Annotated in this window: 20 protein-coding genes; 12 read left to right on the top strand and 8 right to left on the bottom strand. The window is 73.8% G+C overall.

All coding sequences use genetic code 11. The features are described 5' to 3' along the window. The first annotated feature begins 141 nt into the window (after positions 1-141). From E4U92_RS03885 to hutH, 3 genes are all read left to right on the top strand, one after another. The gene (locus tag E4U92_RS03885; RefSeq protein WP_137298817.1) at positions 142-942 is read left to right on the top strand and encodes an enoyl-CoA hydratase/isomerase family protein; all 801 of its coding nucleotides are present in this window, start codon (positions 142-144) and stop codon (positions 940-942) included. A gap of 101 nt (positions 943-1,043) precedes the next feature. Further along, positions 1,044-2,195: a GGDEF domain-containing protein gene (locus E4U92_RS03890; protein ID WP_137298818.1), complete on the top strand. Its 1,152-nt coding sequence runs from the start codon at positions 1,044-1,046 to the stop codon at positions 2,193-2,195. A 110-nt stretch (positions 2,196-2,305) separates the two neighbouring features. Next, a complete protein-coding gene (gene hutH, locus E4U92_RS03895) occupies positions 2,306-3,874 on the top strand; it encodes a histidine ammonia-lyase (RefSeq protein ID WP_137298926.1) in 1,569 nt (522 codons plus the stop codon). A 68-nt stretch (positions 3,875-3,942) separates the two neighbouring features. Here hutH and E4U92_RS03900 read toward each other — a convergent pair whose 3' ends face one another. Both E4U92_RS03900 and E4U92_RS03905 read right to left on the bottom strand, forming a co-directional pair. Beyond that, the gene (locus tag E4U92_RS03900; RefSeq protein WP_137298819.1) at positions 3,943-4,737 is read right to left on the bottom strand and encodes a hypothetical protein; all 795 of its coding nucleotides are present in this window, start codon (positions 4,735-4,737) and stop codon (positions 3,943-3,945) included. A 42-nt stretch (positions 4,738-4,779) separates the two neighbouring features. Beyond that, a complete protein-coding gene (locus tag E4U92_RS03905) occupies positions 4,780-5,175 on the bottom strand; it encodes an LPXTG cell wall anchor domain-containing protein (RefSeq protein WP_137298820.1) in 396 nt (131 codons plus the stop codon). Between the two features lie 110 nt (positions 5,176-5,285). Between E4U92_RS03905 and E4U92_RS03910 the strand changes: the two genes are divergently transcribed. The 4 genes from E4U92_RS03910 (at position 5,286) to E4U92_RS03925 (ending at position 9,468) form a co-directional block, all read left to right on the top strand. Further along, entirely contained in the window at positions 5,286-5,639 is a 354-nt protein-coding gene (locus E4U92_RS03910) for a hypothetical protein (RefSeq protein ID WP_168725025.1), read from the top strand. Between the two features lie 221 nt (positions 5,640-5,860). Next, on the top strand, positions 5,861-7,126 hold the full coding sequence (locus E4U92_RS03915; protein WP_174863689.1) for a L,D-transpeptidase: 1,266 nt from the start codon (positions 5,861-5,863) through the stop codon (positions 7,124-7,126). A 154-nt stretch (positions 7,127-7,280) separates the two neighbouring features. Further along, positions 7,281-8,735 carry an ABC transporter permease gene (locus E4U92_RS03920; RefSeq protein ID WP_137298822.1) on the top strand — a complete coding sequence of 485 codons (1,455 nt, stop codon included), beginning with the start codon at positions 7,281-7,283 and terminating at the stop codon, positions 8,733-8,735. 49 nt (positions 8,736-8,784) lie between these two features. Continuing rightward, on the top strand, positions 8,785-9,468 hold the full coding sequence (locus tag E4U92_RS03925; protein ID WP_137298823.1) for an ABC transporter ATP-binding protein: 684 nt from the start codon (positions 8,785-8,787) through the stop codon (positions 9,466-9,468). A gap of 74 nt (positions 9,469-9,542) precedes the next feature. Here the strand turns inward: E4U92_RS03925 and E4U92_RS03930 are convergent, their stop codons facing one another. Then, positions 9,543-11,603 carry a restriction endonuclease gene (locus tag E4U92_RS03930; protein ID WP_137298824.1) on the bottom strand — a complete coding sequence of 687 codons (2,061 nt, stop codon included), beginning with the start codon at positions 11,601-11,603 and terminating at the stop codon, positions 9,543-9,545. A 140-nt stretch (positions 11,604-11,743) separates the two neighbouring features. Continuing rightward, positions 11,744-12,685: a helix-turn-helix domain-containing protein gene (locus tag E4U92_RS03935; RefSeq protein WP_137298825.1), complete on the bottom strand. Its 942-nt coding sequence runs from the start codon at positions 12,683-12,685 to the stop codon at positions 11,744-11,746. Between the two features lie 189 nt (positions 12,686-12,874). Here E4U92_RS03935 and E4U92_RS03940 point away from each other — a divergent pair, with 189 nt between their 5' ends. Further along, the gene (locus E4U92_RS03940) at positions 12,875-13,918 is read left to right on the top strand and encodes an NAD(P)-dependent alcohol dehydrogenase (protein WP_137298826.1); all 1,044 of its coding nucleotides are present in this window, start codon (positions 12,875-12,877) and stop codon (positions 13,916-13,918) included. Between the two features lie 92 nt (positions 13,919-14,010). Here the strand turns inward: E4U92_RS03940 and E4U92_RS03945 are convergent, their stop codons facing one another. Next, on the bottom strand, positions 14,011-14,823 hold the full coding sequence (locus tag E4U92_RS03945; protein ID WP_174863691.1) for a type 1 glutamine amidotransferase family protein: 813 nt from the start codon (positions 14,821-14,823) through the stop codon (positions 14,011-14,013). A gap of 206 nt (positions 14,824-15,029) precedes the next feature. Here E4U92_RS03945 and E4U92_RS03950 point away from each other — a divergent pair, with 206 nt between their 5' ends. From E4U92_RS03950 to msrA, 3 genes are all read left to right on the top strand, one after another. Continuing rightward, positions 15,030-15,440 carry a YciI family protein gene (locus tag E4U92_RS03950; RefSeq protein WP_137298827.1) on the top strand — a complete coding sequence of 137 codons (411 nt, stop codon included), beginning with the start codon at positions 15,030-15,032 and terminating at the stop codon, positions 15,438-15,440. Positions 15,441-15,448: 8 nt separating this feature from the next. Next, positions 15,449-16,594 carry an RNA polymerase sigma factor gene (locus tag E4U92_RS03955; protein WP_137298828.1) on the top strand — a complete coding sequence of 382 codons (1,146 nt, stop codon included), beginning with the start codon at positions 15,449-15,451 and terminating at the stop codon, positions 16,592-16,594. Positions 16,595-16,736: 142 nt separating this feature from the next. Then, complete coding sequence (msrA, locus tag E4U92_RS03960) at positions 16,737-17,255, top strand: peptide-methionine (S)-S-oxide reductase MsrA (RefSeq protein ID WP_137298829.1); 519 nt, start codon at positions 16,737-16,739, stop codon at positions 17,253-17,255. A 22-nt stretch (positions 17,256-17,277) separates the two neighbouring features. On the opposite strand, the gene E4U92_RS03965 is transcribed toward msrA, so the two are convergent. Continuing rightward, positions 17,278-18,396 (bottom strand): hypothetical protein, encoded by a 1,119-nt coding sequence (locus tag E4U92_RS03965; protein ID WP_137298830.1) that lies wholly within the window; start codon positions 18,394-18,396, stop codon positions 17,278-17,280. Positions 18,397-18,517: 121 nt separating this feature from the next. Between E4U92_RS03965 and E4U92_RS03970 the strand changes: the two genes are divergently transcribed. Further along, positions 18,518-19,675 carry a cystathionine gamma-synthase gene (locus tag E4U92_RS03970; protein WP_137298831.1) on the top strand — a complete coding sequence of 386 codons (1,158 nt, stop codon included), beginning with the start codon at positions 18,518-18,520 and terminating at the stop codon, positions 19,673-19,675. A gap of 36 nt (positions 19,676-19,711) precedes the next feature. Here E4U92_RS03970 and E4U92_RS03975 read toward each other — a convergent pair whose 3' ends face one another. Then, the gene (locus E4U92_RS03975; protein WP_137298832.1) at positions 19,712-19,960 is read right to left on the bottom strand and encodes a hypothetical protein; all 249 of its coding nucleotides are present in this window, start codon (positions 19,958-19,960) and stop codon (positions 19,712-19,714) included. Then, positions 19,957-20,460, bottom strand: coding sequence for a sigma factor-like helix-turn-helix DNA-binding protein (locus E4U92_RS03980; protein WP_174863693.1), 504 nt, complete (start codon positions 20,458-20,460; stop codon positions 19,957-19,959). Before E4U92_RS03980 ends, E4U92_RS03975 begins: the two co-directional genes overlap by 4 nt. Positions 20,461-20,508 lie beyond the last annotated feature (48 nt).

The following is a 20,508-nucleotide window of genomic DNA, read 5'->3' on the forward strand; positions in this document are numbered from 1 at the left end:
CAGGGGGTTTGTCACTCGAACGGGTAGTCGGTCCCGGGTTCCTGGAACACCCGGCGGGCCGGTCTGCTCTTTCCCCCGGCGGGCCCGGCTGCGATGATCGGGCGAGCGGATCAGTTAACCCGCGTTAACCAGGAGGGTGTCATGAGCGAGGAGCGGTTCGGGGAGTTCGTCCTGGTGCGGCGGCACGAGGGCGGGCACGTGGCGGAGCTGGCCCTCGACCGGCCGAAGGCCATGAACGCCGTCTCGTCGGGGATGGCCCGGGCGATCGCCGGGGCGTGCACGGCGCTGGGCGAGGACCGGGACGTACGGGTCGTGGTGCTGACGTCGACGCACGAGCGGGCGTTCTGCGTGGGGGCCGACCTGAAGGAGCGCAACTCCCTCAGCGACGCGGAGCTGCTGCGGCAGCGGCCGGTGTCGCGGGGGGCGTACACCGGCGTGCTGGAGCTGCCCGTGCCGGTGATCGCGGCGGTGCACGGGTACGCGCTCGGCGGCGGCTTCGAGCTGGCGCTGTCGTGCGACGTGATCGTGGCCGACCGTACGGCCGTGGTGGGTCTGCCGGAGGTGTCGGTGGGCGTGCTGCCGGGCGGCGGCGGGACGCAGTTGCTGCCGCGCCGGGTCGGCGCGGCGCGGGCGGCGGAGCTGGTGTTCACGGCACGCCGGGTGGAGGCGGCCGAGGCGCGCGAGCTGGGGCTGGTGGACGTGCTGGTGGACGAGGGCCGGGACCGGGAGGAGGCGCTGGCGATGGCGTCGCGCATCGCCGCGAACTCGCCCGTCGGCGTGCGCGCGGCCAAGCGCGCCCTGCGCCTCGGCCAGGGCCTCGACCTGCGGGCCGGCCTGGAGGTGGAGGACGCGGCCTGGCGCACGGTGGCGTTCTCGGGCGACCGTGCGGAGGGCGTCGCGGCGTTCAACGAGAAGCGCAAGCCCCAGTGGCCGGGGGAGTAGGGGGACCGCCCCCGTGCACCACGTGCCTCACGTCTAGCCCATGCGCCGCATCGGCGGCTCCTTTCCGTACCTTTCCGCCCGAATGTCCCTAGCCTGGGTGGATGGGTGACGACAGACGGCTCGCCGCCGTGGTGGCGCTGGCGCAGGGGATGGCCGCGGCGCACACGCCCCAGGAGTCCTGGCGCGCGGCCGCCCTCGGCGCGTGCCGCGCGCTGGCCGGGACGTTCGCCGCGCTCTCGGTGTGGGAGCGCGAGCTCGGACTCCTGCGCGTCCTGGTGAACGTCGGCGACCGCGCCGCCGACGAGGAGGAGTTCCCGCAGGACGAGGCGTACCCCGTGCACCGCTTCCCGGAGATCACCGAGTTCCTGCACGAGCGCTGGATCACCGGCGGCGAGCCCAACGCCTGGGTGGAGACCGCCGACGGCGGGGCCGCGGGCGAGCCCGGCTACTGCCACCAGCGCGTGGCGGCGCTGCGGCGCCGGGGCCGGGGGTCCTGCGTGGTCGCCCCGATCGTCCTGCACGGCCGCGCCTGGGGCGAGCTGTACGTGGCCCGCTCCACCGGCGCCCCGGTCTTCGACCGCGCCGACGCCGACTTCGCCACCGTGCTCGCCTCCGTGGTCTCCGCCGGCCTCGCCCAGACCGAGCGCCTGGAGGAGGCGCGCCGCCTGGCCTTCACCGACGCCCTGACCGGCCTGGCCAACCGGCGCGCGGTCGACGTGGGCCTGGAGGAGGCGGTGGAGCGCTACCGGCGGGAAGGGACCGTCGTCAGCCTGGTCGTGTGCGACCTCAACGGGCTCAAGCGGGTCAACGACACCCTCGGGCACGCCGTGGGCGACCGGCTGCTGGAGCGGTTCGGGTCGGTGCTGTCGCTGTGCGGGGCGATGCTGCCCGGCGCGCTCGCGGCCCGGCTCGGCGGCGACGAGTTCTGCCTGCTGGCCGTCGGCCCGCCCGCCGACGACGTGGTGAAGGTCGCCGACGAGCTGTGCCGCCGCGCCGGCGAGCTGGAACTGGGCGACGGCGTGGCCTGCGGGGTCGCCTCCACCGGGGACCCGGTCGGCCCGGTGCGCTCCGCCCGCCGGCTGTTCCGGCTGGCGGACGCCGCGCAGTACCGGGCCAAGGCCGAGCACGCGGCACGGCCCGTGGTCGCCGGCCGCGAGGGCCCCGACGACCCGGTGGTCCGCCTCGCGGACGCGCCGGACACCCCCGACGGCGAGACCGGCGCCGAGCGCCGCCGCTTCCGGGGGCGCCCCTGACGTGAGCCGCGACCGTCGCCCGCACCCGGTGTGACGCAATCGGTAAGGGGTGAACCCCACCCCCACTGGTGACATCCCGGAATTCACTGCGTACGCTCCTGAATATGGATATGCACACTGTGGTGGTGGGGACGTCCGGCGTCACCGCGTCCGACGTCCTCGCCGTGGCGCGCGGCGGCGCCCGGGTCGAGCTCTCCGACGAGGCGGTCGCGGCCCTCGCCGCGGCCCGCGAGATCGTGGACGCGCTGGCGGCCAAGCCCGACCCCGTCTACGGCGTCTCCACCGGTTTCGGCGCCCTGGCCACCCGGCACATCAGCCAGGAGCTGCGCACCCAGCTCCAGCGCAACATCGTCCGCTCGCACGCCGCCGGCATGGGGCCGCGGGTCGAGCGCGAGGTCGTGCGCGCCCTGATGTTCCTGCGGCTGAAGACCGTCTGCTCCGGTCACACCGGCGTGCGGCCCGAGGTCGCGCAGACCATGGCCGACCTGCTCAACGCCGGCATCACCCCGGTCGTCCACGAGTACGGCTCGCTCGGCTGCTCCGGCGACCTCGCCCCGCTCTCCCACTGCGCGCTCGCGCTGATGGGTGAGGGCGACGCCGAGGGCCCCGACGGCACCGTACGGCCCGCCGCCGAGCTGCTCGCCGAGCACGGCATCGCCCCCGTCGAGCTGCGCGAGAAGGAGGGCCTGGCCCTCCTCAACGGCACCGACGGCATGCTCGGCATGCTGGTCATGGCCCTGGCCGACCTGGACCGGCTCTACACGTCCGCCGACATCACCGCCGCCCTCAGCCTGGAGGCGCTGCTCGGCACGGACAAGGTGCTGGCGCCGGAGCTGCACGCCATCCGGCCGCACCCGGGACAGGGCGCCTCGGCCGCCAACATGCTCGCCGTCCTGAAGGACTCGCAGCTCACCGGGCACCACCAGGACGACGCCCCGCGCGTCCAGGACGCCTACTCCGTGCGCTGCGCCCCGCAGGTCGCCGGCGCCGGCCGGGACACCCTCGCCCACGCCCGCCTCGTCGCCGAGCGGGAGCTGGCCGCCGCCGTCGACAACCCCGTGGTGCTGCCTGGGGGCACCTCCCAGGCTTTCGGCTCTGGGGGAGGACGCGTGGAGTCCAACGGGAACTTCCACGGCGCCCCGGTCGCCTATGTCCTGGACTTCCTCGCCATCGCGGCCGCCGACCTCGCCTCGATCGCCGAGCGCCGCACCGACCGGCTGCTGGACAAGAACCGCAGCCACGGCCTGCCGCCGTTCCTCGCGGACGACCCGGGCGTCGACTCCGGCCTGATGATCGCCCAGTACACGCAGGCCGCCCTGGTCAGCGAGATGAAGCGGCTCGCCGTCCCCGCGTCGGCGGACTCCATCCCGTCCTCCGCGATGCAGGAGGACCACGTGTCGATGGGCTGGTCGGCGGCGCGCAAGCTGCGCACGGCCGTGGACAACCTCACGCGCGTCCTCGCCATCGAGCTGTACGCCGCCACGCGGGCGGTGGAGCTGCGCGAGGGTCTGACCCCGGCGCCGGCCACCCGGGCCGTCATCGACGCCGTACGGGAGGCGGGCGTGGAGGGTCCCGGGCCCGACCGCTTCCTCGCGCCCGACCTCGCCGCGGCCGACGCCTTCGTGCGCGACGGCCTGCTGGTCGCCGCGGCCGAGAAGGTCACCGGCCCGCTGCGCTGAGACGCGCGGGGGCCCCGCCGGCGGGTGGCGGGGCCCCGACGCCGTACGCGACGGCGGTGCGTGCGCGGTTACTTGAGCTTGGCGATCTGCGCCTGGGTCACGGCCGCCGGGATGGCCGTCGGCTCACCGCTCGCGAGCGCGGCGAAGTTGACCGTGTAGAACGAGGCGACGGTGCTGCCCTTGCGGACCACCTCGGTGTGGAAGGTGGCCGTGCCCTCGCCGTCCATGTCGACGGACTCGGCGAACGCGACCGACTCGTCGCCCAGGCCCGAGCCCTTCTCCGCGGACACCTTGGTGACCTTGGACTTCTCGCCGTCGGCGGCCAGGCCGAAGCCGCCGGCGCAGGCGACCACGCCGTCGGAGACCGCCTTCATGGCCTTCTGGGCGCCGTCGCCCTCGTACGAGGACAGGCCCACGAACGTGAGGTTCACGTCGAAGGCGTCCTCGAGACCGGCCGCGGGGTCCGACGGGGCCGCGGTGCCCGGGGTCTTGGCCTCGGTGACGGAGTTGCTGGCGTTCGCGGTCGTGTCACCCGGGGCGAGTCCGGCGGTGGCCCAGGCGAGCGGGTCGCAGGCGGCCTTGTCGGTCTTCACGCCGGACTTGGACTTCGGGAGGGTGTCGTCGCCCGAGTCGACCTTGTAGCCCTTGACCTCGCCCTGGGCGAGGAGCAGCTTCTCCAGCTCGGCCGAGGTGAGCGCCTCGGCGGCCGGCGTGGGCGACGCGGCCGACGCGCTCGCCCCGCCCGCGTCCTTGCCGGATCCCTTGGTGTCGTCCGACGCGTCGGAGCACCCCGTGATGAGGGCGAGCGACAGAACGCTCGCGGCTGCCGTGGCGCACAGCCGCGCCCCCGATGATCTCTTCATGGGCGGACTATGAACGTCCTGTCAAAGGTTCGTCAAGTTCTGTCAAAACCCCAGGCGTTCCCGGCGGACGGAATAGACCACGAAGCCGGCGCCCAGCGCGAGCAGGGTCGTGCCGCCCACCAGGTAGGGCGTGGTGTCGAAGCTGCCGGTGTCGGCGAGCCGGGCCCCGGCGTCGGACAGCCCGTCGGCGGCGGCCGGGTCGGCGCTGGTGTCCGCGGCCGATCGGGCGGCGGCGGCGCTGCCCGTGGCCGTGCCCGCGGCGTCCGCCGTGGTGGCCCGGGCCTGCGTGCTGACCTGCGTCGTCGTCCTCGTGGCCGTTCCCGCTCTGTCCGCCGTGCCCGTCTCCTGGGTGGCGTTGGCGGTCGGGACGAACCAGAGGGCGCACAGCAGCGTCCCCGCGGCGGTGGCGGTCAGCAAAGGACGGCGAGCGGATGACACGGAATATCGATCCCCTTGTGGCGCTGGCGAATTGGCCGTGTGGGGCGATGGTAGTGAAAGCTGCGGGTCACGGGAAAGTCACGGGCGCCAGGAGCCGTACGCTCCCGGGCATGAGCACTGAAGAGACATCACGTTTTGTACGGCTCCGGGTGGAACTGGTCCTGGAGGTGGCGGACGGCGACGCCGTGACCGGGGCGGCCCTGCGGCGCATCGGCGACGACCCGGAGATGTCCGACGAGGAGCGCACCCACGCCCAGGGTGCTGTGACGGAAGACACCGCGGAGGCGCTCGCGTACCTCGTCGACCCGTTCAGCCTGGTCAGCGAGGTGCCCGGGGTCGAACTCCAGCAGGCGTCCTGGTCGAGTGAGCGGATCGACTACGACCCGGACTCGCCCGACTGGGATCTCGACGAGGATGATGTCGAGGAAGATGAGGACGAGCACGCAGGCGACGGCATCGGCTGAGCGTTCCGGGGAAATCGTGACCCCGGGCGGCAACCACCGTCCGGGGTCTCGTCGTCTCAAGGGGCGCACGGACCGACCCCCGCACCACGGGCCACCCGGTGGACCACCACCGCCCGGACGTGGTGTGCCCCACACATACGGTGGATGTGGAACGGGACGTACCGGTCGCGGCGTTGAAGTCACTTACGGGAACTCTCGGGGTTTTTCGGGAATCGGCAACGATGGAGAAGCGTGTGATTGCGAACAGTAAGCGGCGCAAGGGTCTGATGGCCGCGTCCGCACTGCTCGGCGGCATCCTGGTGCTCTCTGGATGTTCGGACGGCGACGCGAGCGCCTCCGGCGACAGCGGCAAGGACACCTCGTCGGCGAACGTCGACGAGGCGGCGGCCCAGAAGTCGTCCGAGGCGCAGATCAAGATCACACCCGGGGACGGCACGAACAACGCCTCCATCAACAACTCCGCCGCCGTCACGGTGAGCAAGGGCACGCTCACCGAGGTCACCATGACCACCGCGGACGGCGGCGCCGTGCAGGGCCAGATGTCGGCCGACAGGACGAGCTGGAAGCCCAGCGGCCAGCTCGAGCGCTCGACCACCTACAAGCTGGCCGTCAGCGCCAAGGACTCCGACGGCCGCGTCGCCCACGAGAACGCCTCGTTCACCACCGTCTCCCCGGCCAACAGCTTCATAGGCAGCTTCACGCCGGAGAACGGCTCCACGGTGGGCGTCGGCATGCCGGTGTCGATCAACTTCAACAAGCAGATCACCAACAAGGCCGCCGTCCAGAAGGGCGTCACGGTCACCTCCAGCAGCGGCCAGGAGGTCGTCTGCCACTGGTTCAGCACCCAGCGCATGGACTGCCGCCCCCAGGACTACTGGCAGGCGAACTCCACGGTCACGCTGAAGCTGGCGCTCGACGGCGTCGAGGGTGCGAGCGGTGTCTACGGCGTGCAGCAGAAGACGGTCACCTTCCACATCGGCCGCAACCAGGTCAGCTACGTCGACGCGAAGACCAAGCAGATGAAGGTCACGCAGGACGGCAAGGTCGTCAAGACCATCCCGATCTCGGCCGGCTCGCCCGACAACAAGACGTACGAGGGCATCATGGTGATGTCCGAGAAGTTCAAGGAGACGCGCATGAACGGCGCGACCGTGGGCTTCACCGACGACGACGGCAAGGGCGAGTACGACATCAAGGACGTGCCGCACGCCATCCGGCTGACCAACTCCGGCACCTTCGTGCACGGCAACTACTGGGGCGCCAAGTCCATCTTCGGCAGCGTCAACACCAGCCACGGCTGCGTGGGCCTGTCCGACACCAAGGGCGCCAACGACAAGGGCACGCCGGGCTACTGGTTCTTCACCCACTCCATGGTCGGTGACGTGGTGGTCGTGCAGAACACCGGCGACAAGACCGTCGCCCCGGACAACGGCCTCAACGGCTGGAACCTCGACTGGGCGACCTGGAAGGCCGGTTCGGCTGTCTGACGCTCCGTCACCTCCCGGCCCGCCAGGGGCCGGACGCGCACGCCCGGTGCCGCCCCCGAGGGGGCGGCACCGCTGTTCTGCGGGCCCGGCCTTCTCATCCCGCTCTTATGCGCGCCTTATCGAGTCATCACGCGCCGTCCCTAGCTTTCGGCGCATGTTCTTCACCTACCTGAGGCGCGAACTGCGCCGCCGCAGAAAGGCGGCCCTCGTCGTCGCCTCCGGCCTCGCGCTGGGCATCGCCCTGGTCATCGTGGTCACCTCCGTGTCCTCGGGCATGGGGAAGGCCCAGGACAAGGTCCTCCAGTCGCTGTACGGCCTGGGGACGGACATGACGGTCACCAAGGCCGCCGCACCCACGGCCGCCTCCTCCGACCGCCCCCGCTTCCGGTTCGACGCGCGGGAGAGCGGCGACGACTCCGAGCAGAGCAGCGACCGCGTGATGGTCCAGGGCTTCCAGACCCTGGCCGCCTCCACGGTCGCCGAGGTGAGCGAGCAGAAGGGCGTCCGGGGCGCGGTCGGCGGGCTGAGCCTGCAGGTCATCAAGGTCAGCGGCCAGTTCACCCGCGGCCAGTTCCAGCAGAACGGCACCGGCGGCCGGCAGGGCGGCCCCGGCCAGAACGGCGGCAGCGGCGCCCCCCAGGGTGAGGTGCAGGGCGGCGGGGCGGACTTCGACGTCAACAGCTACTCGGTCTACGGCACCGACGTCACCCGGCCGGCCCTCGGACCGCTGACGTCCTCGAAGATCACCAGCGGTCGTACGTTCAGGACGACCGAGACCGCCGCGAAGGTGGCCGTGGCCGACTCGGCCTACGCCAAGGAGAAGAAGCTCAAGGCGGGCTCCACCGTGACCGTCAAGGGCGTGAAGTTCACGGTGATCGGCGTGGCCACGGCCGACAGCGGCGACGCGGCGGCCGACCTCTACATCCCGCTGAAGCAGGCCCAGACCCTCGCCGACGCGGCCGGCAAGGTCACCACGATCTACGTCCAGGCGACCGACTCGAAGAAGATCGACAGCGTCAAGTCCGCGATCCGGAAGAACGTCCCGGGCACCACCGTGACGACCTCCGCCGACCTCGCGGACACCGTCTCCGGCTCGCTGTCCACCGCGTCCTCCCTCGCCACCAGCGTCGGCAGGTGGCTGTCCGTCGCCGTGCTCGTCGCCGCGTTCCTGGTGGCCGGGCTGCTCACCTCCTCCGCGGTCTCCCGCCGCGTCCGGGAGTTCGGCACGCTCAAGGCCCTGGGCTGGAAGTCCGGCCGGGTCACCCGCCAGGTGGTCGGCGAGGCCATGGTCAACGGCCTGCTCGGCGGCGCCCTCGGCATCGCCCTGGGCCTGGCCGGCGCCTACGCGGTGACGGCCGTCAGCCCGACCCTCCAGGCCCAACTGGGCGGCGGGAGCGGCGGGAGCGGCGGCCCGGGCGGCGGCTTCGCCGGCCCCGGCCGGCAGGCGGCGGCCAAGACCCTCGACGTCGCCCTGACCGCGCCGGTGAGCGTCACGACGGTGGCCATCGCGGTCGGCCTCGCGGTGGCCGGCGGCCTGACCGCGGGGGCGTTCGGCGGCTGGCGCGCCTCGCGCCTGCGCCCCGCGGACGCGCTGCGCCGCGTCGAGTAGCGCCGTCCCGCGCCGACCTCCCCTTCCCCTCCCAGGAGTTGCACCCACCATGTACGAACTCAGAGGCGTCACCAAGCGCTACACCCGCGGCAAGGAGACCGTCCACGCGCTGGACGGCGTGGACCTCACGATCGCCGACGGCGACCGCCTGGTCATCCAGGGCCCCACCGGCGGCGGCAAGTCGACGCTGCTGCAGATGCTGGGCGGCCTGGACCGCCCGACCTCCGGCGAGGTGGTCCTGGACGGCACCGACCTGGCCCGGCTGCCGGAGGCCCGGCTCACCCGGGTGCGCAGCGAGAACATCGGCTTCGTCTTCCAGTCCTTCAACCTGATCCCCACCCTGACGGCCCAGGAGAACGTCGAGACGGCGCTGGTGCCGCTCGGCGTACAGGTCAAGGAGCGCCGCGAGCGGGCCGCGGAGGCCCTGCGCTCGGTCGGTCTCGGCGAACGCCTCGGCCACCTGCCCTCGGAGATGTCCGGCGGCCAGCAGCAGCGCGTCGCCATCGCCCGTGCGCTGGTCAAGCAGCCCAAGGTGCTCCTCGCCGACGAGCCCACGGGCAACCTCGACGAGGGCATGCGCGACGAGATCATGGACGTCCTGGAGACCCTGTGGATGGAGCGCGGTCTGACCTTCATCATGGTCACCCACGACTCCGCGATCGCGCGGAAGGCGCCGCGCCTGGCCACGATCCGCAAGGGCAGGCTGACCCTGACGGAGAGGGCGGCGCCCTGAGGGGCGACGGCCCCGCCCGAGTGGCGGCGTGGGCCGCCCCGCCGTCCGCCGCCTCGGCCGCTCCCCCCCGTCCGTCAGCCGACCTCGATGCCGAAGTCGCCCACCAGTTCCTCCAGTCCGCCCCGGTAGCCCTTGCCGCCGAGGACGAAGTCCCAGTCGCCGGAGGACCGGCGCCGGAAGGAGCCGAGGACCAGTGCCGTCTCGCCGGGGCGGCCGTCGGAGACGCCCAGGACGCCGAGTTCGGCGAGGGCGGGGTCCAGCAGCCGGATGTGCGCGTCGGTGAAGCCCGACAGGTCGGCGCCCGGGTCGACCTCGGGGTCCACGGCGGCCACCAGCACCAGCCGGTCCGCCTCGGCGGGCAGCGCCTCGAACGCCACCCGTACCGCCGCCCGGTCCGGCGGCGCGGGGGGCAGGGCGTGCACCGAACCGTCGGGCGTGCGGGGGTTGTTGTAGAAGACGAACCAGTCGTCGCCGAGGACCCGTTCACCCCGGCACACCAGCGCGCACACGTCCAGCGCGACCCGGCCGGACCACGACATGCCGAGGACGTTGTGGTCGTCGGCCGGCGGGGCGGGCCGGGCGGGGGCACCGGCCGCGGGAGTCGTGGTCGTACCGTCGCCGAGCCGCCCGCGCAGGCCGTGCCGGTGCAGAAGGTCGACCAGTTGCGGGCCGGTGATCAGCTCCAGCGGCTTGCCGCGGACGAAGGTGTACGAGCTGGGGCCGAAACCGGACGTCGTCACCAGCACGCCCTTGTTGGCGCCCCGGTCCTGGACGGTGCCGTACAGGTCGCGGACGGCGCTGGGCGGCACCGTGTTGCGGTACCGCTTGACCTGGACGACGATCGTGCCGCCGCGGATCGGGGCGGGGTCGAGCGCGTCGACGTCCACGCCGCCGTCGTTGGACCGCCGGGTGGTGACCGCCTGCATGCCCATGGCTCGGAACAGCTCGGCGACCAGGCCCTCGAAGGCGATCGGGTCCATGGCGGACAGGTCGGGCTCCTCGGCCCCGTCGTCGTGCGTGACGACGCGGTCGCCGAGGTCCTCGGGGCGCAGGGCGGGCCGTGCGGCGGTGAGCTGGTCGGGGCGGGCCGAGAGCTGTCCGCGCAGCCCGTCCGTCACGCAGCTCACCGGGTCCACCACCGCCAGACGCAGGCCGTCGAAGACGGAGCGCTCCGCCATGACGGAGGCGAGGAAGACCTGGGCGCGCCGGCCGGTCGCCGGGTCGGGCTCGTCCACGAAGCCGTTGAGCGTGACGCAGGACAGCGCGCCGAACGGGTCCGCCGCGAAGAGCTGGTGCAGCACGAGCAGGACCGACTGGGCGAGCACCTCGCGGTACAGGGCCCGCCGCTGCGTCACCGGGCGGGCCGTCTCCCGGAAGTCGCCGTCCGCGGCGGACCACCGCACCGCCTTCGCCTCGGGCACGACGCCGAAGCCGGGCAGCTCCCAGTCCACCACCAGGTGGCGGGCCGCCGGGTCGTAGGCGGCGCCGACCTGGCGGGGGAAGCCCTCGGGCCAGGCCGTCGCGGCGTACAGGGCGGCCGAGAAGAACTCGACCACCGCGTCCGGCTCGCCGCGGCGCACCCCGTCGGTCACCTCGGTGACGCCGGCGTTGTGGCGCCGCACCTCGGCCCGGTGGGCCTCCGTCTGCCGCTCGTACTCCTGCTGGTAGGCCGCCAGTTGCTGTTGGCGCCGGGCCTCCGCCGCCTGCGCGGCGTACCAGTCCTGCTCGAAGCGGGCGCGTGCCTCCGCCTGGGCCTGGGCGCGCTGGTGCGCGGTCCAGGCGGCCCGGGGCGGGTAGGCGTCGGGGTGCGGCATGGGCAGGGGGTGCGCCAGCGCCCCCGGGGCGAACGGCGCCACCTCCTCCGTCCGCAGCAGCGAGTCCGCCCGGAACGCCGGCGCCCGGGTGCCGCTCGCCAACAGCCCCCGCAGCGACTCCACCTGGGCTTCCAGCTCCTGGGTGCGCCGGCGCGCTTCGGCCTGCCGGTGCTCCCGCTGCGCCTGCGCGGCGTACCGCTGGTAGGTGGCGGCCTCCCGGGCCTCCGCCCGCCGGCGCCGCGCCTCGGCCTCCAGCAGACGCTGCCGCTGCCGCTGCATCTCGGCCCACGTGCCGACCACACCCGTTGCGCGACGACTCATCTGCGCGCGGCCCCCTCCCCGGACACCGGCACCACCGGTGCCGCGCCGGCCGTCCCCACGACCAGCGGTAATCCCCCGACTCTAGCCAGTCACCCCGCACCGCGCACAGCCTGCTGCCGCCCCGCGGGGAGCCGCTCCGGTCAGGCGGACGGCGACCGGCTCTGCGCCCCCGCGCGGGAGGCGTCCGTGCCCCAGCTCGCCAGGAGGCGCAGGGCCTCGGCCGACGGGGTGCCCGGTTCCGCGTGGTACACGATCAGGGACTGGTCGGCGTCGCCGGCCAGCCGGAAGCCCTCGAAGTGCAGGGCCAGTTCACCGACCAGGGGGTGCCGCAGGCGCTTCACGCCGTGGCTCTTCTCCTTGACGTCGTGGGTCGCCCACAGCCGGCGGAACTCCTCGCTCTTGACGGAGAGTTCGCCCACCAGGGCGGACAGCCGCGGGTCGTCCGGGTAGCAGCCGGCGTCCATGCGCAGGGCGCAGACGATGTCGATCGCCTTCTGCTCCCACTCGACGAACAGGTCCCGGTACTCCGGCTGCAGGAACACCAGCCGCGCCCAGTTGCGTTCGGCCGCCGGCAGCTCGGACCAGTCGCCGAAGAGGGCCGCCGCCATCCGGTTCCAGGCGAGGATCTCCGAGCGGCGCCCCACGATGTAGGCGGGCACCCCGTCCATGGTGTCGAGGAGCTGCCGCAGCGAGGCCCTGACCTGCTGGGGGCGGGCGGCCTGCTTCTTCTTGTGCTTGGGCTTGGCCAGGTGCGTCAGGTGCGCGTGCTCGGCGTCGCTCAGCCGCAGCGCCCGCGCGATGGCGTCCAGCACCTCCGCCGACACGTTGCGCCCGTTGCCCTGCTCCAGCCGCGTGTAGTACGCCACCGACACCCCGGCGAGCTGCGCCAGCTCCTCGCGGCGCAGCCCCGGCACCCGGCGGTGCCGGCCGAAGTCGGGCAGTCCCACGTCCTCCGGCTTCAGCCGGGCCCGGCGGGTGCGCAGGAACTCGCTCAGCTCGGCCCGCCGGTCCAGCGGCCGGCCGGCGGCGGCTTCGGCGCCCGCCCCGGCGGCGGGAGGGGCGGAATCGGGGCGTTCGTCCATGTGTCCAGTATTCCTGGTCCTACGACCAGGAGCCTGACCCCGTCAGTGGTACGCACGCCGGACGTACGCAAAGGCGTGACCTGGGTGGAGGGACGGATATCGGGCACGCTGGAAGCCGTGCCCGGCCGCCGGCAGGCGGGCCGGGCGGTACGGAACCCCGTCACGTGACCTGCTAGGAGGCCCCTCGGCATGACCACTGTTGCTGCGTACGCCGTCCCCGCCCCCAAGGCTCCGCTGGAGCGCACGACGATCGAGCGGCGACCGGTCGGCGAGTTCGACGTGCTGATCGACATCAAGTTCGCCGGCATCTGCCACTCGGACATCCACCAGGCCCGCGAGGGCTGGGGCGAGGCGATGTTCCCGATGGTCCCCGGCCACGAGATCGCCGGTGTCGTCTCCGAGGTCGGCCCCGGCGTGACGAAGTTCGCCGTCGGCGACCGCGTGGGCGTCGGCTGCATGGTCGACTCCTGCCGCACGTGCGACAACTGCAGGGCCGGGCAGGAGCAGTACTGCACCGGCGGCGGCATGGTCGGCACGTACAACGCGGTCGACAGGAACGGCGAGCCCACCTACGGCGGCTACGCCCAGGCGATCGTCGTCGACGAGAACTACGTCGTGCGCATCCCCGACGGCCTGTCCCTCGACGTGGCCGCCCCGCTGCTGTGCGCCGGCATCACCACGTACTCCCCGCTCAAGCACTGGAACGCCGGCCCCGGCAAGAAGGTCGCGGTCCTCGGCATGGGCGGCCTCGGCCACATGGCGGTCAAGATCGCGCACGCCCTGGGCGCCGAGGTGACCGTGCTGTCGCAGTCCCTGCGCAAGAAGGACGACGGGCTGAAGCTGGGCGCCGACCACTACTACGCCACCAGCGACCCGAAGACCTTCGAGGAGCTGGCCGGCAGCTTCGACCTGATCCTGTCCACCGTCTCGGCCCCGCTGGACTTCGGCGCCTTCCTGTCGCTGCTGCGGACCGACGGCGCGCTGGTCAACGTCGGCGCCCCCGAGGAGCCGATCTCGCTGAACCTGTTCTCGGTGATCAACAACCGCAAGACCCTCGCGGGCTCCATGATCGGCGGCATCGCCGAGACCCAGGAGATGCTCGACTTCTGCGCGGCGCACGGCTTCGGCGCGGAGATCGAGCTGATCGCCGCGGAGGAGATCAACGAGGCGTACGAGCGGGTGCTGAACAGCGACGTGCGGTACCGCTTCGTGATCGACACGGCGACGATCTGACGTCCGCCGGGCCGGTGACCCGGAGACCGGGCCCCGGTCCGCCCCGTGCGGGCCGGGGCCCGGTCGCGTCCCCGTCCGCGCACGGTCGTACGTCAGCCGTTCACGGGGAACGACGCGCCGGCCCCGTACGAGCGGACCAGCACCCCGGCTCCGTCGGGCGCCCGCCGCACGGTGTGGGCGCGGCCGAGTCCGGCGACGGTCACGGCGACCCCGCTCCCCTCGCCCTCGCCCTCGCGCTCGCCGGGAGCCACCTCGATCACCGTGTTCTCGTCGAGCGCGACCCCCCACCCGGCCCGCCCGGCGGCCACGGCGGTGGCGAGCCGGGGCAGCGTCCCCCACTGGGCGGCGTGCACGTCCACCGCGAACGGCACCAGCCCGAGCCCAGGCCGCACCGCGACCTCGTCCAGGTCCTCCCCGGCGTCCTCGGGGCACACCGCGACCCCGTCCGCCCGCCACCCGCCGACCACGGCGTCCCGGGCGGCCAGCGCGGCCCCGGCGGAGAACCCGGCGTAGGGGATGCCGCGCTCCGCCAGCAGCGCCACCGTCGGCGCGGCGTCCGCGGCGAACGCCTCCTGGTAGGCGGGCGTCAGCCCGCCGCACACCAGCAGGCCGTCCACGCCGTCCAGGACGGCGGCCGGCGCGAAGCGGCCCCCGAGCGGCACCAGCACCGGCACCGGCGCGCAGTCACCGGCCTCGCGCAGCACCGGCTCGTACCGGGCGAACTGCGCGGCCCCGTCGCCCTCGTCCAGGACGACGCACCCGATGCGGGGCGCGCGGCCCGCGGCCCGGGCGGCGGCCGCCCGGACGAAGGGCCCGTACACGGCGGCGACGGCCCCCCGGTCCCACCCACCGCCGATCAGGAACGTGGACGGGCCCACGGAGCGGGGGTGGTGGATGTCGGCCATGCGTGCCTCCCGGGATGTCGACCGTCCGTCATTCAGCCCCACGGGTGCCGTACGGGGCAACCGGATTCGCACCGCCCGGCGCCCGATCGCACCGGTGCCGGAAAAAGTCCGCGGATGATGTCCCGTCGATGTCGAGAACCCGTGATCCGCTCCGTCCCCGGGGTGAGAGCGACCACAATGGGTCGTACCGGAGCGAGGAGCCCACCATGGCGAAGTACCTGCTGCTCAAGCACTACCGCGGTGCCCCGGCGTGCGCGAACGACGTGCCCATGGACCAGTGGACGCCGGAGGAGATCTCGGCGCACGTGGGGTACATGAACGACTTCGCGGCCCGGCTGGAGAAGACCGGCGAGTACGTGGACGCCCAGGCGCTCGCCCCCGAGGGGACGTGGGTCCGGTACGACGGGGAGGGCCGCCCGCCGGTCACCGACGGCCCGTTCGCCGAGACCAAGGACCTCATCGCGGGCTGGATGGTGATCGACGTCGACAGCTACGAGCGCGCCGTCGAACTGGCCGGGGAACTGTCCGCGGCCCCCGGTGCCGGCGGCCGGCCGCTGCACGAGTGGCTGGAGCTGCGCCCCTTCCTGGGCCTGCACAACCCCTGCGTGACGGACTGACCGCGCCGATGGACGAGGCCCTGCTGCGCAGCCTCACCCCGGGCGTGCTCGCCGTCCTCGTCCGCCGCGGGGCCGACTTCGCGGCGGCCGAGGACGCCGTCCAGGACGCCCTGGTCGAGGCCGTCCGGGTCTGGCCGGCCGACCCGCCGCGCGACCCGCGGGGCTGGCTGGTCACCGTGGCGTGGCGCCGGTTCCTCGACGCGGCCCGGGCGGACACGGCCCGCCGGCGGCGGGAGGACCGGCTCGACGAGGAGCCCGCGCCCGGTCCGGCGCGAGCGGTGGACGACACGCTCCAGGTCTACTTCCTGTGCGCCCACCCGTCGCTGACGCCCGCGTCCGCGGCCGCGCTCACCCTGCGCGCCGTGGGCGGCCTGACCACCCGGCAGATCGCCCGGGCCTACCTGGTGCCCGAGGCGACCATGGCCCAGCGCATCAGCCGCGCGAAGCGGTCCGTGGCGGGCGTGCGGTTCGACCGGCCCGGTGACGTGGCGACCGTGCTGCGCGTGCTCTACCTGGTCTTCAACGAGGGCTACTCCGGCGACGTCGACCTCGCCGCCGAGGCCGTCCGGCTCACCCGGCAGCTCGCCGCGGTGATCGACCACCCGGAGGTGTCCGGGCTGCTCGCCCTGATGCTGCTGCACCACGCCCGACGCGGCGCCCGCACCGCACCGGACGGCAGCCTGGTGCCGCTGGCCGAGCAGGACCGCGGCCGGTGGGACACCGGACTCATCGCCGAGGGCGTGCGCATTCTCCAGCGGGCCCTCGCCCGCGACCGGCTGGGCGAGTTCCAGGCCCAGGCCGCCGTCGCCGCCCTTCACGCGGACGCGCCGAGAGCCGAGGAGACGGACTGGGTGCAGATCGTCGAGTGGTACGACGAACTGGTCCGCCTCACCGGCAGTCCCGTCGCCCGCCTGAACCGCGCGGTCGCCGTGGGCGAGGCCGACGGCCCGCGCGCCGGTCTGAAGGCCCTGGAAGAGCTGGACCCCGCGCTGCCCCGGTACACCGCGGTGGCCGCCCACCTCCACGAACGCGACGGCGACCTGACCACCGCGGCACGGCTCTACGCGGAGGCCGCCCACCACGCGCCCACGCTGCCCGAACGCGATCACCTGACCCGTCGGGCGGCCCGCCTCAACAGCCGTCCCCGGCCCTGACGGGTCACCTCCGGCCCGGACCGGCGGGCGCGGAATCGCCGGGCGCCCTGCCGTGTTGACGACATCGGGCCGGGAGTCTCGCGGTGTGTGCGCGGGACCGTCCGGGTGACCAGTGACCGAGTCGAGGAGTGTGGAGGCCGCAATGGGTGCGCAGACGCAGAGGGCCGTGCTGGCGGGCGGATGTTTCTGGGGGATGGAGGAGCTGATCCGCCGGCTCCCGGGCGTGACCGCGACCCGGGTCGGCTACACCGGGGGAGACGTGCCGAACGCGACGTACCGCAACCACGGCACGCACGCGGAGGCCATCGAGATCCTCTTCGACCCGGAGCAGACCGACTACCGCGCCCTGCTCGAGTTCTTCTTCCAGATCCACGACCCGAGCACGAAGAACCGCCAGGGCAACGACATCGGCACGAGCTACCGCTCGGCGATCTACTACGTGGACGACGAGCAGAAGCGGATCGCCGAGGAGACCATCGCGGACGTGGACGCCTCCGGCCTGTGGCCCGGCAAGGTCGTCACCGAGGTGGAGCCGGTCGGCCCCTTCTGGGAGGCCGAGCCCGAGCACCAGGACTACCTCCAGCGCTACCCGGACGGCTACACCTGCCACTTCCCCCGTCCGGACTGGCGCCTGCCGCGCCGCGCCTCGACGCAGGCGTGACGCGGGCGGTGCGGGCGCCGGGTCAGTGCGGCAGCGTGGCCGGGCTGCCGCCGTTGGCCTCGTAGCCCGCCACCGCCAGCGCGCGGTACACCGCGAACTCCGCCGCCGGGTCGGGGGAGAGGGTCCAGGGCAGCGCGCCGACGTGGCCGTCGACGTGCACCAACTGGCTCATGGCCTCCGACCAGCGCTCGGCGCGGACCAGGAAGAACACCAGCAGGTGGCGGACGTGGGCCAGCATCGGGTCGTCCGGGCGGGCCGCGTGCACCGCGTGCAGCGCGCCGTGGATCGCCTTGGTCACCGTCTCCGACCGGTAGAAGCCCGCGACCAGGTTGACCTCCGGCAGGTGCTCGAAGACCGCGAACAGCGGCAGCGCGGCGAGCAGGGAGCCGCGCGGGGCGCGCGCCGCCGCGGCCTCCGCGAACTGGTACGCCAGCTCGCGCGAACCGTGCCACTTCTCGCACCAGTAGTGCAGGGCCGCCAGGTGCGCGCCCATGTGGTGCGGCGCCCGGTCCAGGATCCTCAGCCAGAGCTGCTCGAACTCGGGCCGCGAGTAGCCCAGGCCGCGGGCCACCGACAGCTCCACGATGTACGGCACGGGGTCGGCGGGGGACAGCAGGGCCGCCTGGCCGCAGGCGTCCCGGGCCTCCTCCATGATGATCCGGAAGTCGTCCGTGCCGGGCGTCGCCGTGCGCCACGCCTGCTGCACCAGGAACTCGGCGTGCACGGCCGCGCCGCCCGGGTCCTTGGGCGCCTGGACGCGCCACACCCGCAGCCACTGCCCGCCCGGCGTCTCGCTGACGCCGCCCGGCCGCTGCTGGAGCTCCAGCGCCGCCGCGCCGGCGAAGGCCTGCACGCGCTGCCAGCGCAGCTCGCCCTGCGTCTCCGTGCCCGCGAGGAGCTGCTGGGCCGCGCGGTGGTCCTGGCCGCGCTGGACGACGTCGAGGACGTCCAGCAGGTCCTGGTCGGGTCCGGGCAGGCGGATGTCCAGCTCCTCCTCGAGCGCGAAGCCGTAGTCCGCCGGATCCGCGGCGTCCGGATGGCCCGGCGCGACCTGCTCGATCCGCCCCCGCCTGCGCAGCAGGAACGGGCTCAGCACGACGCCCGTCATGACCAGCGCCATCAGGACCCAGAGAATCTCCATGCCTCAAGCGAACCAGACCGCGCCGACAATTGGCCAACCCCCTGCCGTGCGGGAGGCTGTGCCGGGAGCCACGCCGCCGCCGATCGGCATCCGCCCTCCCGGCGCACTACCCTCGGTGCACATGAGCGACAGGCACATCAGTCAGCACTTCGAGACCCTCGCGATCCACGCGGGCAACACCGCCGATCCCCTGACCGGCGCGGTCGTCCCGCCGATCTACCAGGTCTCGACCTACAAGCAGGACGGCGTCGGCGGCCTGCGCGGCGGCTACGAGTACAGCCGCAGCGCCAACCCGACGAGGACCGCCCTGGAGGAGAACCTCGCCGCCCTGGAGGGCGGCCGCCGGGGCCTCGCGTTCGCGTCCGGACTGGCGGCCGAGGACTGCCTGTTGCGTACGCTGCTCAGCCCCGGCGACCACGTGGTGATCCCCAACGACGCGTACGGCGGCACGTTCCGCCTGTTCGCGAAGGTCGTCGCCCGCTGGGGCGTCGAGTGGTCGGTCGCGGACACCAGCGACCCGGCCGCCGTGCGGGCCGCCATCACCCCGAAGACCAAGGCCGTCTGGGTCGAGACGCCCTCCAACCCGCTGCTCGGCATCACCGACATCGCCGCCGTCGCCCAGGTCGCCCGGGACGCCGGCGCCCGGCTCGTCGTCGACAACACCTTCGCCACGCCCTACCTCCAGCAGCCGCTGTCGCTCGGCGCGGACGTCGTGGTCCACTCGCTCACCAAGTACATGGGCGGCCACTCCGACGTCGTCGGCGGTGCGCTGATCACGGCGGACGAGACCCTCGGCGAGGAGCTGGCGTACCACCAGAACGCGATGGGCGCGGTCGCCGGGCCCTTCGACTCCTGGCTGGTGCTGCGCGGCACCAAGACCCTGTCGGTGCGCATGGACCGGCACAGCGAGAACGCCACCAAGGTCGCCGAGATGCTCGCCCGCCACCCGCGCGTGACGCACGTGCTCTACCCGGGGCTGCCCGAGCACCCGGGCCACGAGGTCGCCGCCAAGCAGATGCGCGCGTTCGGCGGCATGGTGTCGTTCCGCGTGGAGGGCGGCGAGGAGGCGGCCGTCGAGGTCTGCAACCGCGCCCAGGTGTTCACCCTCGGCGAGTCCCTCGGCGGCGTCGAGTCGCTGATCGAGCACCCGGGCCGCATGACGCACGCGTCCGTCGCCGGGTCCGCCCTGGAGGTCCCGGGCGACCTGGTCCGCCTCTCCGTCGGCATCGAGAACGTCGACGACCTGCTGGAGGACCTGCAGCAGGCCCTGGGCAAGTAGGTCCGCGGCCCACCGGCCGGGGATCGCCCCGCGCGGTCACCAGCCGGTCAGGGGTGGGGTCGTCTGCGACGGCGGCTCCACCCAGGGCCGGGCGGTCAGCGCCCAGACCAGCAGCGCCACGGCCGCCGCGCACAGCGTCAGCCACACCAGGCGCCGCAGGAGCCGGCGGCGGCGCAGCACGCGCGCGCCGCGCCGGACGACGTCGGCGTACAGGTCCGGCGGCACGCGCGGGGGCGTGCGGTCCATGATCCGCCGTACGGCGGCCTCCCGCTCCGGCCGGTTCACGACGGCGCCACCTTCGCCCCGCCCACCGCGGGCGCAGGCGGGCGCGGCGGGTGCAGCACGGTGGCCGTGGCCCGGTCGCAGACCGTGCCCACCCGCTCCCGGGGCAGCCCCAGCAGCGCCGCGACCTGCTCCTCGGCGATCCCCTCGTACAGCCGCAGCACCAGGATCAGCCGCTCCTGCGGGCCGAGCACGGCCAGCGCGCTGTCGGGGTGGGCGGGCGGCCGGCCCGGGGCGCCGTACTGGTGCCAGGCACCGTGCGCGAAGCGGGTGGCCAGGTACTGGCGGGCGTGGTCGTACGGGTCGTCGCCGCGCAGCCGGTCCCAGCACGCGTACGTGTGCGCGAGCGCCAGCGACAGCAGCCGCCGCGCGCGGGGGGTGTCGTCGGGCGCCTCCCCGGTGAGCAGGGCGGCGGTGTGCAGCAGCCGGCCCGCCGCTCCCGCGACGAACGCCTCGAACTCGCGGGCCCGGCGGGTGTCCCGGGCCTGCCGCCTCTGTCGCACCGCGCCTCCCCCGACGCCGAACCGTGGATCCTCGGGATCCGGTCTCAT

It is taken from the genome of Streptomyces galbus (genome assembly GCF_005280195.1).
GTDB lineage: Bacteria > Actinomycetota > Actinomycetes > Streptomycetales > Streptomycetaceae > Streptomyces > Streptomyces galbus.

Excerpts from the sequence above, each read along its gene's own strand:
- E4U92_RS03970 (WP_137298831.1), top strand. The coding sequence starts at position 18,518 with ATGAGCGACAGGCACATCAGTCAGCACTTCGAGACCCTCGCGATCCAC.
- hutH (WP_137298926.1), top strand. The coding sequence starts at position 2,306 with ATGCACACTGTGGTGGTGGGGACGTCCGGCGTCACCGCGTCCGACGTC.
- E4U92_RS03940 (WP_137298826.1), top strand. The coding sequence starts at position 12,875 with ATGACCACTGTTGCTGCGTACGCCGTCCCCGCCCCCAAGGCTCCGCTG.
- E4U92_RS03915 (WP_174863689.1), top strand. The coding sequence starts at position 5,861 with ATGGAGAAGCGTGTGATTGCGAACAGTAAGCGGCGCAAGGGTCTGATG.
- E4U92_RS03920 (WP_137298822.1), top strand. The coding sequence starts at position 7,281 with ATGTTCTTCACCTACCTGAGGCGCGAACTGCGCCGCCGCAGAAAGGCG.
- E4U92_RS03935 (WP_137298825.1), bottom strand. The coding sequence starts at position 12,685 with ATGGACGAACGCCCCGATTCCGCCCCTCCCGCCGCCGGGGCGGGCGCC.
- E4U92_RS03945 (WP_174863691.1), bottom strand. The coding sequence starts at position 14,823 with ATGGCCGACATCCACCACCCCCGCTCCGTGGGCCCGTCCACGTTCCTG.
- E4U92_RS03890 (WP_137298818.1), top strand. The coding sequence starts at position 1,044 with ATGGGTGACGACAGACGGCTCGCCGCCGTGGTGGCGCTGGCGCAGGGG.
- E4U92_RS03950 (WP_137298827.1), top strand. The coding sequence starts at position 15,030 with ATGGCGAAGTACCTGCTGCTCAAGCACTACCGCGGTGCCCCGGCGTGC.
- E4U92_RS03930 (WP_137298824.1), bottom strand. The coding sequence starts at position 11,603 with ATGAGTCGTCGCGCAACGGGTGTGGTCGGCACGTGGGCCGAGATGCAG.
- E4U92_RS03910 (WP_168725025.1), top strand. The coding sequence starts at position 5,286 with ATGAGCACTGAAGAGACATCACGTTTTGTACGGCTCCGGGTGGAACTG.
- msrA (WP_137298829.1), top strand. The coding sequence starts at position 16,737 with ATGGGTGCGCAGACGCAGAGGGCCGTGCTGGCGGGCGGATGTTTCTGG.
- E4U92_RS03965 (WP_137298830.1), bottom strand. The coding sequence starts at position 18,396 with ATGGAGATTCTCTGGGTCCTGATGGCGCTGGTCATGACGGGCGTCGTG.
- E4U92_RS03900 (WP_137298819.1), bottom strand. The coding sequence starts at position 4,737 with ATGAAGAGATCATCGGGGGCGCGGCTGTGCGCCACGGCAGCCGCGAGC.
- E4U92_RS03925 (WP_137298823.1), top strand. The coding sequence starts at position 8,785 with ATGTACGAACTCAGAGGCGTCACCAAGCGCTACACCCGCGGCAAGGAG.
- E4U92_RS03885 (WP_137298817.1), top strand. The coding sequence starts at position 142 with ATGAGCGAGGAGCGGTTCGGGGAGTTCGTCCTGGTGCGGCGGCACGAG.
- E4U92_RS03955 (WP_137298828.1), top strand. The coding sequence starts at position 15,449 with ATGGACGAGGCCCTGCTGCGCAGCCTCACCCCGGGCGTGCTCGCCGTC.